The sequence below is a fragment of the Chamaesiphon sp. genome, assembly GCF_041737865.1.
Classification (GTDB): domain Bacteria; phylum Cyanobacteriota; class Cyanobacteriia; order Cyanobacteriales; family Chamaesiphonaceae; genus Chamaesiphon.
Map to the genome: position 1 here is coordinate 1 of NZ_JBGSQZ010000103.1, position 14,108 is coordinate 14,108.

General features: G+C 45.7%; 12 protein-coding genes and 1 riboswitch. Of the genes, 3 read left to right on the forward strand and 9 right to left on the reverse strand.

Going from position 1 to position 14,108, the window contains the following annotated elements:
• The first annotated feature begins 177 nt into the window (after positions 1 to 177).
• Positions 178 to 894 carry a heme oxygenase (biliverdin-producing) gene (locus ACEW9J_RS07315; RefSeq protein WP_373544474.1) on the forward strand — a complete coding sequence of 239 codons (717 nt, stop codon included), beginning with the start codon at positions 178 to 180 and terminating at the stop codon, positions 892 to 894.
• 126 nt (positions 895 to 1,020) lie between these two features.
• Here the strand turns inward: ACEW9J_RS07315 and ACEW9J_RS07320 are convergent, their stop codons facing one another.
• The 6 genes from ACEW9J_RS07320 to ACEW9J_RS07345 form a co-directional block, all read right to left on the reverse strand.
• Positions 1,021 to 1,446: a hypothetical protein gene (locus ACEW9J_RS07320; protein WP_373544475.1), complete on the reverse strand. Its 426-nt coding sequence runs from the start codon at positions 1,444 to 1,446 to the stop codon at positions 1,021 to 1,023.
• Complete coding sequence (locus tag ACEW9J_RS07325) at positions 1,433 to 1,846, reverse strand: DUF1636 domain-containing protein (protein ID WP_373544476.1); 414 nt, start codon at positions 1,844 to 1,846, stop codon at positions 1,433 to 1,435. Before ACEW9J_RS07325 ends, ACEW9J_RS07320 begins: the two co-directional genes overlap by 14 nt.
• Before the next feature lie 21 nt (positions 1,847 to 1,867).
• Positions 1,868 to 2,017: riboswitch (cobalamin riboswitch) on the reverse strand.
• Positions 2,018 to 2,299: 282 nt separating this feature from the next.
• The gene (locus ACEW9J_RS07330) at positions 2,300 to 3,094 is read right to left on the reverse strand and encodes a sterol desaturase family protein (RefSeq protein WP_373544477.1); all 795 of its coding nucleotides are present in this window, start codon (positions 3,092 to 3,094) and stop codon (positions 2,300 to 2,302) included.
• Positions 3,095 to 3,278: 184 nt separating this feature from the next.
• Entirely contained in the window at positions 3,279 to 4,076 is a 798-nt protein-coding gene (locus tag ACEW9J_RS07335) for a PEP-CTERM sorting domain-containing protein (protein WP_373544478.1), read from the reverse strand.
• Positions 4,077 to 4,408: 332 nt separating this feature from the next.
• Positions 4,409 to 5,155 (reverse strand): 16S rRNA (guanine(527)-N(7))-methyltransferase RsmG, encoded by a 747-nt coding sequence (gene rsmG, locus ACEW9J_RS07340; RefSeq protein WP_373544479.1) that lies wholly within the window; start codon positions 5,153 to 5,155, stop codon positions 4,409 to 4,411.
• A 56-nt stretch (positions 5,156 to 5,211) separates the two neighbouring features.
• Positions 5,212 to 5,850, reverse strand: a complete 639-nt coding sequence (locus ACEW9J_RS07345; protein ID WP_373544485.1) for an ABC transporter ATP-binding protein — start codon at positions 5,848 to 5,850, stop codon at positions 5,212 to 5,214.
• A 240-nt stretch (positions 5,851 to 6,090) separates the two neighbouring features.
• Here ACEW9J_RS07345 and ACEW9J_RS07350 point away from each other — a divergent pair, with 240 nt between their 5' ends.
• Positions 6,091 to 7,149 (forward strand): Sll0314/Alr1548 family TPR repeat-containing protein, encoded by a 1,059-nt coding sequence (locus ACEW9J_RS07350; RefSeq protein ID WP_373544480.1) that lies wholly within the window; start codon positions 6,091 to 6,093, stop codon positions 7,147 to 7,149.
• 68 nt (positions 7,150 to 7,217) lie between these two features.
• On the opposite strand, the gene ACEW9J_RS07355 is transcribed toward ACEW9J_RS07350, so the two are convergent.
• The 3 genes from ACEW9J_RS07355 to ACEW9J_RS07365 form a co-directional block, all read right to left on the reverse strand.
• The gene (locus ACEW9J_RS07355) at positions 7,218 to 8,000 is read right to left on the reverse strand and encodes a DUF1868 domain-containing protein (RefSeq protein ID WP_373544481.1); all 783 of its coding nucleotides are present in this window, start codon (positions 7,998 to 8,000) and stop codon (positions 7,218 to 7,220) included.
• Positions 8,001 to 8,217: 217 nt separating this feature from the next.
• Complete coding sequence (alr, locus tag ACEW9J_RS07360) at positions 8,218 to 9,357, reverse strand: alanine racemase (RefSeq protein WP_373544482.1); 1,140 nt, start codon at positions 9,355 to 9,357, stop codon at positions 8,218 to 8,220.
• A 161-nt stretch (positions 9,358 to 9,518) separates the two neighbouring features.
• Positions 9,519 to 11,141: an HD domain-containing protein gene (locus ACEW9J_RS07365; protein WP_373544483.1), complete on the reverse strand. Its 1,623-nt coding sequence runs from the start codon at positions 11,139 to 11,141 to the stop codon at positions 9,519 to 9,521.
• Between the two features lie 791 nt (positions 11,142 to 11,932).
• Here ACEW9J_RS07365 and htpG point away from each other — a divergent pair.
• Positions 11,933 to 13,915 carry a molecular chaperone HtpG gene (htpG, locus tag ACEW9J_RS07370; RefSeq protein WP_373544484.1) on the forward strand — a complete coding sequence of 661 codons (1,983 nt, stop codon included), beginning with the start codon at positions 11,933 to 11,935 and terminating at the stop codon, positions 13,913 to 13,915.
• Positions 13,916 to 14,108 lie beyond the last annotated feature (193 nt).

Here is a 14,108-nt window from a genome sequence, read left to right on the forward strand (position 1 = left end):
TTGTTCTCTCAACATTTGAGCTGTCTGTGCCCAACGACCATAGTCTACTCTTAACATCTTTGCGTTGACCTCAATTTACTCCTCAGAATCAGATTGTCTCATACTTTGAAAACTATGGGTTTGAAGTTGGACGGGGTTTAACAGATTAGTGGATATATTTATACGGATTTTTTTAATATGACTTCTAATCTAGCGACTAAACTGCGTGAGGGCACCAAGAAATCTCATAATATGGCTGAGAACACAGGCTTCATCGCCTGTTTCCTCAAAGGGACTGTTGAGAAAAAATCCTACCGCAAGCTAGTCACCAATCTCTACTTCGTCTATTCAGCGATGGAAGAGGAAATGCACAAACGTGCCAACGATCCAATTTTGTCTAAAGTATTTTTCCCCGAACTCGATCGCAAGGCTGCGCTAGAACAAGACTTAGCCTTCTATTATGGAGCCAATTGGAAAGAGCAAGTAGCTCCCTCAGAGGCTACCAAAAAGTATATCGCCCGAATTCATGAAGTAGCCGATCGCGACCCCGCACTGATGGTAGCACACCTCTACACCCGCTACTTAGGCGATCTCTCCGGCGGTCAAATCCTCAAAAAAATTGCTCAGAACGCGATGAAACTCACTGACGGTGAAGGAACGGCGTTTTATGAGTTTGCACAAATTCCTGATGAAAAAGCATTTAAAAGCAATTACCGTCAAGCGATGAATGAATTACCCATCGACGAAGCTAAAGCCGATGAAGTCGTCGAAGAGGCTAACGCAGCATTTGGGATGAACATGATTATGTTCACTGAATTAGAAGGTAATCTCATTAAAGCGATCGGTATCCAATTATTCAACCTTCTAACTCGCAAACGCAATCGCAACAATAACGAACTAGCTACAGCCGAGTAAGACTGGGGGATTGGGGGATTGGGAGACTGAGAGCTAGTAAAGTGAAGGGACTAAGAACTAATTATAGTTCCTAGCCCCTTGTCCCTAAAACCTAAAGCCTAAAGCCTAAAGCCTAAAGCCTAAAGCCTAACCCCTAACCCCTAATTCAAACTCACTCCATCGCCGACAGATCTGTTGATAACAGTCTGGAGGCGAAATTTTTAGGCGTTGACACCAGCCGAGATCGAGAGAGCTAGACTCGATCGCAAAAATTAGCTCAGTCTGCGGCTGATAATTAGCGACAGCAGCTAAAATGGGATCGATCGCTGGAGTCTGTACCAGCCACTCTTGTAAGTAGATAGACAATTGCGCCTGAGGGATATAGCGAAAATTAAGACTGGGTTCGAGATTGTCTCCCCAGTGGCGGTCAGAATCGTCCAGGAGATCCACTTCGCTACTGATGACTACTGCCCCTCTATCGAGATTTAGATAACCTTGCCAAGCCTGATAGCCAATCCACAGCAAGTTTTGGGTAAACAAATTGGCGCGGCGGGAGCGATTATAGTGCCGCATGGGTACGAGTGGGGGTAGTGAGGGGCGGAATTTTGGCGAGGATGCCTTGTTTGAGCGGTGCGGGACGTTCTCCCCAAGGTAATACTCCAGTGGAATGCTGATAGTATTTTTCAGCACAGTCGAGGATATTGCTCAACGGGATATTCGGATCGTTGGTCGGAATATCACCAAACAGATATGTATGCTTCCCCGCCGCCGCAAAGGAAATCACACAGGACTTACTACAGGCACTCATACAACCTACAGCTTGGATCGGAAACTCTGTCGCTAACTCCCACTTTTGGTGCAAAGCTTCGAGCTGCTGTAGTAGGCGTTCGCCCTCGCTCGTACCAACGCGCTGACCATCTTGCCACTTACTACCGCAAGTGGTACAAACAAATAAACAATGTTCTGGGTTCACCTAATACCTCGTAGGTTAATTGACCGATATGTAGCTTCTGGCGGGCATTCTGACTCAATCGACGCTGATGCAGACGATTTACAGTTGCGGGACAGTGCTGGATTTTCACCAGGCTTTCCCCATTACTTTGAGTAGCTGTTCCCTACTCAAACCAGATCGAATTTTCATTATACAGGTTCTGCGATCGCTTGCAAAAAATCGTTGGCGCAGACTTTGGTCTGAAATATCGACCCCCAATAATGTAGTATAATAGTCGCCAGGGCGGTTAAGATTTTGGCAGCGGATGTAGGGAAAAATGGGTGTTGAGGATGCCTGTGTTCTGGAAAAGGGGCAATAATCAAGAAAACGCAGAGTTAAACTAAGGGGTTGTGGTTAGCATAGAGACTGAAGTCTCTGCTCATGATGCAAAGTCCGCCTTCTAGGGGTTAAGCTTCTCATCTAGGATTGCTATAACTACCGTTTTAATGGTTGTAATAGTTGTCCGGTAAAGCTTGGCTCGATCGACATTTCGATCCCATATTTCTGCGGCCAGCGATGTTTTGGGAGATAGAATGAACCGAAGAGGATATCCATAATGGGTAAAATCGCGGCATAGTTTTTGTTAATATACTCCGCGCCATCATTCGTGTGATGCCAATGATGAAAAGCTGGCGTAGCCAACACTCGTTCGACAAATCCAAACCGCCAATTCATATTCGCATGAACCCAGAAACTCCAGACGGTGCCGACCAACGAATATAGCACTGGTAGGATGTCTGCATCTGCGGTGGGTTGTGCCAAACCGAGGAGATAGAGCGGGAGTAAGCCCGTAAACCGTCCAAAAAACATATCCAACGGATGGGCGCGAGTATTTACCAACCAGTCCATCTCTTCCGAGCTATGGTGGACTGCATGAAACCTCCACATCCAGGGAATCTCATGCGACCAGCGATGCCCCCAGTACGCACCAAATTCGCCGACGATTATTGCGAGGACGAACCGAACTCGAAAGGGTAGAGCTGCTACCCAAGTATAGATTCCACTGGGTTCGAGCTGATGTACTACCGCAGCCACGATCGACATCGGCAGAATTAGCAGCAGTTTGGGTAGCAGACTATTGAGGAAGTAATAACCCAAGTCGATAAAAAATTCTTTGCGGAAGACTGGCTGTTTTTGCTGGGCGCAAAGCCGTTCTAGCGGGATAAAGACGATCGCGAGGATGACTAACCAAGCGCATAATCTAAATATATCTAACGCTAATGATGACAAATACTGCTGCACGTTATCAAAGCGTCTCCAAGTTTGGGTTAAAAAATCTGGTCAGATCGAATTGAGGTCGTGCTTAACGATGGCGCAACCTCAATCGCAAATGGTGTTTCGATCGTCACGAGCGATCTCAAGTGAACTATCAGGTGAAAATTACAGCTAGTAGTTCTAACAATTTAGGATTTATTTAGGCATTTTTGGTAGATTTAGTTAGTTTCTTTCTCAACCGTAAAGCTGCTGTACCGCCGACAATCGTACCGATAATCGTAAAAGGTTCGGGAACGGCAGTAGGCGAAACCGAGACACCAGACAAGAGCGAGAAGGGTGGTCTTCCATCGGGAGTACCAACTGCCAAAAATGTCAAGATATCACTGGTGGTATTAGCTGTGAATGTTAATGTCTGTTTCTGCCAATCAGTTACCCGCGTAGCTGTATCTGGAAATATATTTATGGCTGATAGCTGAGTCTTTGCGAGTTGCGCGCCAGTGGTTGCGTAAGTCAGAATGCTCGTATCAAAACCGACCCGCCATCTTTCGGTTGTCGGACCAGTAAATCCACTTTGCTGTCCGGCAGCCTGATAAAACGTCACATCATATTGTTTGCCTGCTGTCAGACCACTCACTGATTGATAGATCGGGGCACCGAAACCAGGATCGCCATCTGCCGCTACAAACCAAGTTGCGACACCATCAGGACTGGCAATGGGCGCAGTACCACGCAGTTGCAAGTTCGGATCGGGACGACCGCCTGCTACGTTGAGATTGTCTGTGTATTCTAGACCGATCGGCACTACAAAATTCAATTTACTGTTATCGGTAGTACTCCAGCCAGTATTGGCTGCGTTGAAAAATGAGGAGCTGGTCTGTCCTGCCGTTCCAGGTGTAAAGTTGCCGTTAACAAGAGTTACCGCTTGGGCGGACAAGCTTATCGTACAGAGGCCGATGGCGGACAATCCGCCAATGGCAGTTTTGAGTGTTGTGTTCATGATTGTGTCCTTACAAGTTACCTAATGAATTTGTTGGGTGAGTCAGAGCTAATCGCTTTCGATACTATCTTGGCAGGTCACAGACTTGCATTTTCGCTCGAACTCTCAGTTCGAGAATGTGCTAGAGCGAGCTGGCACTAATTAGCAAAATTTAGCTAAGTGCGACGATCGAGTGAGTTTCAATTTTTATTTATATATACTCAAAAATTGAGAAATGCTCGCCATCTTCGGAGTCGGCAGATCGCTTCTAAGCCAAATGGCTTAAATTTGATATGCAATCTTATCATCAGAAACTTCAAATCGTCAAGTATTGGAGTTTATTTAGCGCAATGCTAGAGTGGTTTTAGAGTGGGGATACCGACAGCGCGAGGATAGTAGGGATGTGTATCGGTAGTTTTGTGCAGCCAAATACAGTGGCGGATACTATCACTGATGGGAGTTGTAAATCGATCGATCTTACTAATCTCACCCCCTAGTTTTGCTACTGCAAGTTCTAAACTAGTAGCTTCCTCATCTGTCCAATTGCCACGATAGAGAATTGCTGTCCCGCCTACTTTGACTAAAGGTAGGGTATATTCAGCACAAACATTTGCCGATGACACCGCTCGAATTAGCGCGAGATCGTATTGATGGCGGTGCTGTCTTTCTTGTCCCAAAGCTTCGATCCGACTGACTAAAGGATGAGTATTAGTTAAGCCAAGCTCAGGAGCGATATATTCGATAAACCCGACCTTTTTGGCAGTAGAATCAACTAGAGTCATTTGCCAATCAGTTCTGGCGATCGCTAGCGGTAAGCCAGGAAAACCTGCGCCAGTGCCAAGATCTATGACCTTTAGCTCCAACGGATGATTAATTAAGTCACCAACACCTCGGAGGGAATCCCACAAATGTTTTTCCCAAAATTCTTCAGGTGCGATAATTCTGGTGAGATTTAATTGTTGGTTAGCACTAACTACTTCTGAGTATAAAGATTGTAACTGCGACTGCTGTTGTGCGGTAGGACACCAATCAATTGTTTCTTGCCACATCTTATCCATATTTGGCAAACAGTTTGGGCTAGAGATTGATGATGAATCCATGTGGTTGTGTAATTTATATTAAAAAAAGATTTCGGCAACGCTAACTTAAAGCCTACTCAACGATCGATCTTAGCTTCAATTAATACTCCTCGATCGATCTGCCAACATTTATCGGCAATTGCTAGTAAATCCCCAGCATCATGGGTAACAACTAATAACGTCCATTCCTGTTTCAGTTGGGCAAGCAAATTGACTAACTGTTGTCGCATCGACCAATCTAAGCCTGCTGTCGGCTCATCTAACAGCAGTAAAGACGGTTGTCTAATCAATTGCACTGCGAGGGCTAATCGTCGCTGCTGTCCGCCGCTGAGGGCGTGAGGGGATACCTGTAGAGATAGTTGGGCTAAACCTACGGATTTAAGAGCTTGCTCGACTCGTTCGGTGCCTAATTCGGGATGTCCCAGTCGCAATTCTTCTAGAATAGAATTGGTGCAAAAATGCCGTTCGGGAAACTGAAATACCAGTCCACCCAGTTGCTGACGCAGATCGGAGTCTAACACGCGATCGCGCCAACAGACACTCCCACTGGTACAATTTGCCAATCCCGCTAAAATTTCGAGCAAGGTACTTTTACCCGAACCACTCGCACCGATAATCAATCCCAATTGCTGGGGCGGTAATTCTAAGTTAAGATCCTTGAGAATCGGTCGATCGCTTGCTGGTGGATGGTAGGAAAGATGTTTGAGTTTGAGCATCGATCTAGGGCACGGAGTAGGGATGATGAAAAAATTATTGGTAGAAATTCCCGTGCTGGATACACTAACGATCGGGTAAGATCCAATCGGAACATTCGATCGATGCTCACGTCCAGACACTCTAGTATACGGCGATCGATCTGTCATTGGAAGAAGCTCTATCGAGCGATTAACTTATAATACTATCCTCAGCATTTTTAAAACCCCCGTACATATCTCATCGTTACCAGATCCTAATTCATGAAATTTAAGTTTTCCGTTCGTAGTCTACTCGCCCTAGCTACTGGTGTTACTCTAACTCAATCAGCGATCCTTGCACCGATGAGCCAGTTTAACCCAACTATTACCTCAGTAGTAGCTAGCCCAAAAACCTCACCCAAACTAGTAAAACCGAACAGCAATATGATATTGCCCGCAGCGGGGAGTAGAACAAAGCAGGGTGCTAATGTCGAGAGAGCAAAGGAAGCAATGTTTCGGGATGGTGACTATGCAAAGGCTAAACAGTATCTGGACTTAGCACTCAAAACCGATCCAAATGAGCCACTCACGTATGCTATGAGTACCCTGTATCCCTTTAGTGCTGGGGATTTTGAGCAAGTGAAGGTGTATGGGGATAAAACTACCAAAGCTGCCGAGCAATTGATGAAAATCAATCCGTTGCGCGGAAATTTGTATCAGGGTGTGGGTTTGGCAATCCTGGGTGCTTATGAAATGAAGAAGCCTAGTGGCGGTGCTCTGGGTGCTTTGGGTAAGCTTCAGATGGTATTTGAATACATGGATAAAGCCAAAAAGCTCGATCCTAATAATCCAGAATTAAATCTAATTAAGGGCTATATGGATCTGCTCCTAGCAGTGAATGTACCATTTGCTGATACCAATCAAGCGATCGAGCAATTAAAAAATGCCCAACCTAGGTATCTAGCTTTACGAGGGCTGTATATCGGTCATCGTGACTTGAAAGAGTACGATAAAGCAAATAATGCCATTGATGCTGCCCGAAAAATCGCTCCTCAAAATCCTGAATTAACTTACTATAAAGCACAACTACTGGGCATTCGCGGGCGAGAGCAGCGTAATGATAACGATCTGCGAGAGTCGATTAAATTATTTGAATCTGCTTATCAAAAACGTAATGGATTATTGCTGTCTACCATCGCTCAAATCCTCTCCGAACGCTGTCAAGCTAAAAGTTCGTTAGCTCAAATAAGCAGTGATGCTTGCTATGGATTTGAAGCCCAACTCAAACAGGATAATCCTAATCTAGTCATTGGACTGACTATTTTACCAGTTTTGAATTAGTCGATCGCCTATGTGGTGAAAATTTACCAACACATAGGTTCTTGGTAGGCTAAACTGATGTCGATCGCCTACAGTTTGGCGATCGGAAAATTCGGTTGTCGTTTGTAGGTATACATATCTGTAAATTTTCGCAATTGTGCTTGAGCTAAAATAATCTCTTGGGGATGGTCGAGCCAGTGCATATTATATTCCTGCAAAGTATCACTGAGCCGAACGCGATCGATCTCCTGTTGGACATTAGCAAAATAGGCGAGTGTCGTGTGAGCGGTGAAATAGTATTGCTGCTCGATCCCTAGTGAAATCAAACCAGAATTTTGATAAATAGCACGTCGAAGAGCAATAATTCGATCGTAACTAGACTCATCCTTTGGGACTAAACTCACTTCAATCGCCCTCGGTCTGACTGTCAATCCCATGATCTGCCAGCGAATGGGCGTAGTGTCAACGATCGAGTCTTGATAGATTTTAAAACTATCCTCGATTTGCTCGATCAATTTACTCTCAAAATCAGGATTGGCATCAGTCGCCATCCGATAAGCACTATCCCAAATCAGATCGGCGAGGGTGAAATGAAAGCTAGCTGGATCGACTAAAACTAATAAATCCGCTTCTAGCTTTTCGATCAGTCGTTGCTGACATACCGCTAAATCTTTAAATACTGCACTATTGCCAGGATCTTCGGCTCCTGGTGGCGTGATCGCCGAGTACCCAGGAAAAGATACTGGTTGGCGAGTACCATCCGTCAACCTAAATTTAGGCGATTCTTGGATATTTTTGACCTGAGATTCGTAGGTGGCAGGTAGGGTCATCTTTGCCACGCGACTGAGATAAGTATGATAAGACTCGTCCACTCGCGATCGCCTCCTTGCCGTTGATGGTTATTAACATTGTAATAATGTTACTTATTTAAATTCATACACACTATTTTTCTCAACCACAATTGCAATTTCTTGCAAGTCTCGATCCTAAGGTCGAGTTGAGATCGATTGGAGTGTATGGTTTAGAGTCACTTTATCAGTTTAGCACTCGATCTCTTAATTATTACTTGAAAATATAATTTTTTGAGCATCACTTGCTCACCCGTGGCAATCGGTGCTTAAACCCACAGAGGATTTCCCACGAAATCGTACCCAGTTGATTTGCCCAATCATCAGCGGTAATCCGAACGCTGCCATCTGTGCCTAAAATAGTGGCGATCTCTTCCACCTGAAGATCGGGAATCTGGCTGACATCGAGCATAATCCGATCCATCGTAATCGAGCCAATTTGCGGGACGAGTCGCCCTCTGACGATCGCTTGCATTCGATCGGACAAGCGGCGGGGAATACCATCTGCATAGCCAATTTCGACTACGGCGATCTGCATGTCGCGCTCGGCAATAAATCGATAACCGTAACTTACTCCCGTTCCGGCGGTAATTGATTTAACCTGAGTAATTCTGGCTCTGACGCTTAATACTGGCTGAAGATCGATCGCCGACTGGAGATGTGTTGCTGGGCATAGCCCGTACAAAATCAGCCCAGGGCGAACTAATTGATAGTTGAGGCGATCGCTGATTAATATCGCGGCGGAATTTGCTAGATGGAGCATGGGAATGACATGTCCAGCCGCACCAATCGATCGAATCGATCGATCGAACCTATCGATCTGCATCTCCATCACAGTCGGATCTAATTCATCAGCAGTGGCTAAATGAGAGTACAAGCTGGCAATTTGCAAGTAGGGTAGATCCTCCACCTCATGATAAAAAGCCACCGCCTGCTGCCAATCTGCCCCCAATCTGGACATCCCCGTATCAAGATTGAGATGGACGTTTAGCGTTAGACTCGGATCTAGGGTGGCGATAGCTTTGGAGATGAGGGTAGCTTGAGCGATCGAGCAAATTGTGGGTTGCAGATCCCATTTGGCGATCGCCTGTACCTGCATCTCGCTATTGACAGCACCTAGCACGAGAATTGGGGCAAATATCCCTGCTTGCCTAAGTTCGATGCCTTCTGTCACTGTCGCCACAGCTAGCCATTCTACACCCATAGCGATGAGAGTTCGGGCGATATCGATCGCTCCATGTCCATAGGCATCAGCTTTGACTACTGCCATAATTTTGGTGCTGGGTGCCAATAAACCTCTAATCTGGCGAACGTTGTGCGCTAGGGCAGACAAGTCGATTTCTACCCAGGCGCGTTGCTGTTCCCATTCAAGATCGTCCATAAATATCCTCGATCGCAATACTCCTAACTCGTGGTTAGTAGTATTGGTAATAAACTTGTGGCTATTATAGTCCTAAGTACGCTATGGCAGTGATGTCATACTTAGCCTTTAGATATTGGTGCGTTACGCTATCTAACACACCCTACATTAAGTGGTCATACTTAGCCTTTGGTGGTAGATAATTTGAGATTGAACTCAGTTTCAAAAACGGGCTTCTTAAAATCTAAGCTCCAACATTCGAGTACGCAAGCATCAGTAGGATCGGTGGGAAAAAATGTCAGGTGACACTCACGAGTAGTCAGATCGCAATTGAGACTGACATCTTCGATCGCGCCGATTCTGCGCCTGTCGAGGGCGACGGCTACACGTAGGAGCGCACTCAGTTGGGAGACGATCGATCTTTGCTCTTTCGAGAGATTTTGGAGATTTTGATGTTTCTTTTTTGGGGCACTTTTGCGGTGGTAGCGGGCGATATTGGCGATCGTATCGATTTCTGCTTCTGTATATCCTAGTAGCTCCCCGTACCGAATTAAGTAATAGGAATGTTTGTGATGGGCATCGTGACTGACAAAGTGACCGCTATTGTGCAAGATTGCCGCACTCCAGAGTAATTGTCTAACTGACTTGTCCCAGGTGTGTAACTGTCCGTAGGTTTGGTCAAATAGACTCAAAGCTAGCTCGGCGACTCGCTCGGAGTGCGGGAGATCTACGCCGTATTTGCCAGCGATTTTGAGGGTACTACGTTCGCGAATCGAACCTTGATACTTGAGCCGATCTTCGATTAATCCCTGCGTCAGCATCCAGTCTACAATTACCCCCTCGCGCAGACTGCGTTCGCACACTGAGAGCGATTGCATTCCTAGCATCGCCATCGCCTCTTGGAGGATGATGGCACCTGCGATGATGATTTCCGATCGCCGCTCGGACATTCCTTCAATTGTCGCGCGCTCGGCGACTGTCATCCGCCGCAGCCGATGGATCAGATGGCGTAATTCGGGAAGACGAATCTCAACACCATGAATCCGATCGGGGATTTGACCATTTTTATCCGTATTCAGGATCGCGGCGAGGGTTTCGATTGTGCCCGAAGTTCCCACCATTTTGGGAGTTTCCCCCGCTCGCAGATTGGCTTTAATCTCATCGGTGGCGCGTTCCAATTGTCCCCGCACAAAGGCTTGGAGATCGATTAATTCGCGATCGCTCACGGGATTTTTGGGGACAAACTCAGCGGTGAGCCGCACTGCGCCGATTTTGGTGCTGCTGAGAGTGCGGGGTTCGTCACTATCGCCGAGGATCAGTTCGGTCGAACCGCCACCGATATCGATAATTAGATGTGGTGTATTGTTAAACTCGACTCCTGATAATACCCCTAGGTAAATCCGCCGCGCTTCCTCTTGTCCAGAAATGATATTGACTGCTAACCCTAATTCAGTCTCGATCGATCTGACAAATTCATGACCATTGGGAGCTTCGCGCACCGCACTGGTAGCTACTGCTAATATTTGGTGAGCGTTCAAACTTTTGGCAACTTCCTGACACCGTTTGAGGGCACCAATGGCACGAGTAATCGCCTCTGATGTGAGATTACCTGTCTGAGGGTCTCGATCGCCCAAACGTACTGTTTCCTTCTCACGGGCGATAATAGTGAACGCTGGTAGACTCGTGACAATTCGCACTACGACCATGTGAACTGAGTTAGTGCCGATATCGATCGCGGCAATAATCGGATCGGTGGATACTCGACGATCGATCGGGCTTGAAGATTCTAATACCGCATATACCATAGGGATTTCCAGCTAGGTGAGAGGATTTGTGCCATCACGGACAAGTCGATTGGAAGCCCACACGGCGATCGATTGATGGGCTGATGCCGACGCGATCGATAAAACAGTACCAATTAGCTCTAATTTACCTTGATGCTGGGTGCCGACACAAGCTTCGATCCGATCTTGTACCCATCCAGCTATCTAATTAACCTAAGTTGCTATACACACTCAAAGTGGTTAAAACCACTCTTCGGGGCGTAAAGTCCGCCTACGCTGACTAATAAAGTCATGTCAGTTCGGGATAAGCAAATTGATACAACTTAGTGATGGAGAGATGTTTAGATTTTTGAGTTAAGATCTCTCGATCTTAACTCACAGCCACACTACTAACCTCCCGTTGAGTAACTGCCGAAGGCAATCTAAGCTAGCAAACCAGCCATCCATACGCAGGGGAGTTTGAGGGGCGGCGTTCCGCTGTCTTGATTCGCTGTCTTGTCGTTTTTTTATTCGGGGGTTCCCCCCGAATAAAAACGCCGCTAAACCCTCGGGGAACCCGAGGAGCGCGAATCGCTCCTCAACGGGGATCTGGGGGTTCCGACCCCCAGACCCGGGTTTTGCACACACAAATAACATCCGAAATCCACAAGTACATATCGTCTGCCGATTCGCTTACTACCAGCAATTGGATTCGATCGACAACGACGCTATTTTCCCACTCGACTAATTAGGTACGGAAATCCCGAAAGGTACCACACCACCAGACGACCTACAATGCTGGTAAACAAACATCACCGCGATCGCATAGCCTTATGACAGTGCTAGAACAAGGTAACATTACCATCCATACCGAGAATATCTTTCCGATCATTAAGAAATCTCTGTATACAGATCATGAAATTTTCTTGCGCGAACTGATTTCTAACTCCGTCGATGCCATTGGTAAACTCAAAATGGTTTCCTTCGCTGGCGAATTTAGCGGCGAAATCGGCGAACCTGCCGTGCGGATCTCGATCGACAAGGACAAGAAAACACTCTCAATCTCTGATAATGGGATTGGGATGAGTTTGGATGAAGTCAAAAAATATATCAACCAAGTTGCTTTTTCGAGTGCCGAAGAGTTCATCGAGAAATATCAGAAAAATAGCGACCAACAGATTATCGGACATTTTGGTTTAGGTTTCTATTCCTCTTTCATGGTTGCTAGTCTCGTCGAGATCGATACCCTCTCTTGTCGGGATGGCTCGACTCCCGTACACTGGTCTTGCGATGGTTCGCCTAGCTTTGAAATTAGCGAATCGAGTCGGACTGAGCGCGGTACAACTATTACCCTGACTCTCCAAGAAGAGGAAGCCGAATATTTAGAACCAGCCAGAATTAAACAATTAGTGAAAACTTATTGTGACTTTATGCCCGTTCCCATCTCACTCGATGGTGAAGTCATTAATAAACAGAAAGCACCCTGGAAAGAATCACCCCAGAATCTAACTAAAGAAGACTATCTCGAATTCTATCGTTATCTTTATCCTTTTGAAGAAGATCCATTGCTGTGGGTACATCTAAATACTGATTATCCCTTCGCTCTGAATGGAATTCTGTATTTCCCCAAACTTCGTCCAGATTTGGATCTGACCAAGGGACAAGCTAAACTATTTTGCAATCAGGTATTTGTGAGCGATCGCTGTGATGAAGTGATTCCCAAATTCTTGTTACCATTGCGTGGAGTCATCGACAGTACCGATATTCCCCTCAACGTTTCTCGGAGTGCTTTGACTAGCGATCGCACCGTCCGTCGCATCTCTGATTATATCTCCAAAAAAGTTGGGGACAGGCTCAAAGAACTCTATCATGACGATCGAGCAACATATACCAAAGGCTGGGAAGATCTCAGCACTTTCATCAAATTTGGCTGTCTCAACGATGATAAATTCAAAAAGCAAATTGAAGACATTATCATCTATCGCACCACCTTCATCAGCCCTCCAGCCGCACCTGAAGGCACAACTGAAGGTGATGATGCTTGGAAATCTGACTCACCAACTTTACCTTACACTACTCTCAATGAGTATTTAGAACGTAATCAAGAGCGTCACTCTAAAGTAGATCCAGCGACACCAGAGGGTGAGCCTACTTATGAAAAACGTGTTTTCTACGCAACCGATGAAGCTAGTCAATCGCCATATATCCAACTTCACAAAAGTCAAGGATTAGAAGTGTTATTCCTCGATTCTTTTATCGATACACATTTTGTCGGTTTCCTCGAACGCGAACATAGCGATGTCAAATTTTCGCGCGTAGATGCCGAACTAGATAGTAGTTTGATTCGATCGGATGATACTCCCGAAATCATCGATCCAAACACTAATAAAACCCGCAGCAAACAGATTCAAGAAATATTTACTACGGCAATCGACAAACCCAAAGTCACTATCCGCACCGAATCACTTAAAGGTGATAACGCTCAGTCTACACCACCTGCGATGGTGTTGTTGCCTGAATCTACGCGTCGAATGCGAGACATGATGGCAATGATGCAGCAACAAGTAGCCGAATTTCCTGAAGAACATGTTCTGGTGGTAAATACCGCCCATCCACTGATTCAAAACTTGGCTAATATCGATCGATCCTCAATCGTTCAATCTGAGGGAACATCACCAAATCAAGATTTAGTTAATCTTGTCTGTCAACACATCTACGATCTGGCTCTAATGGCACAGAAAGGGATAAATGCCGATGGGATGAATACTTTTGTGGAGCGTTCCAATCAGGTGTTAACCAAGTTAACTGAAAGATAAAAAATCTAGCTGTTAAGACACTAGTAATAATTAAAATTGTTGCTAGTGTTGCAAAGCGGCTCTCCTCTGAAAACAGGGTAAAATGTAGCGACAGCTACGTTTTACCCTCATACTGGCTATGGACTTTCACCTGAATTCTCTTCTTGATTTATCTCAAGCTACAGTTTTCACTTGTTACCATGAAACGGATTTT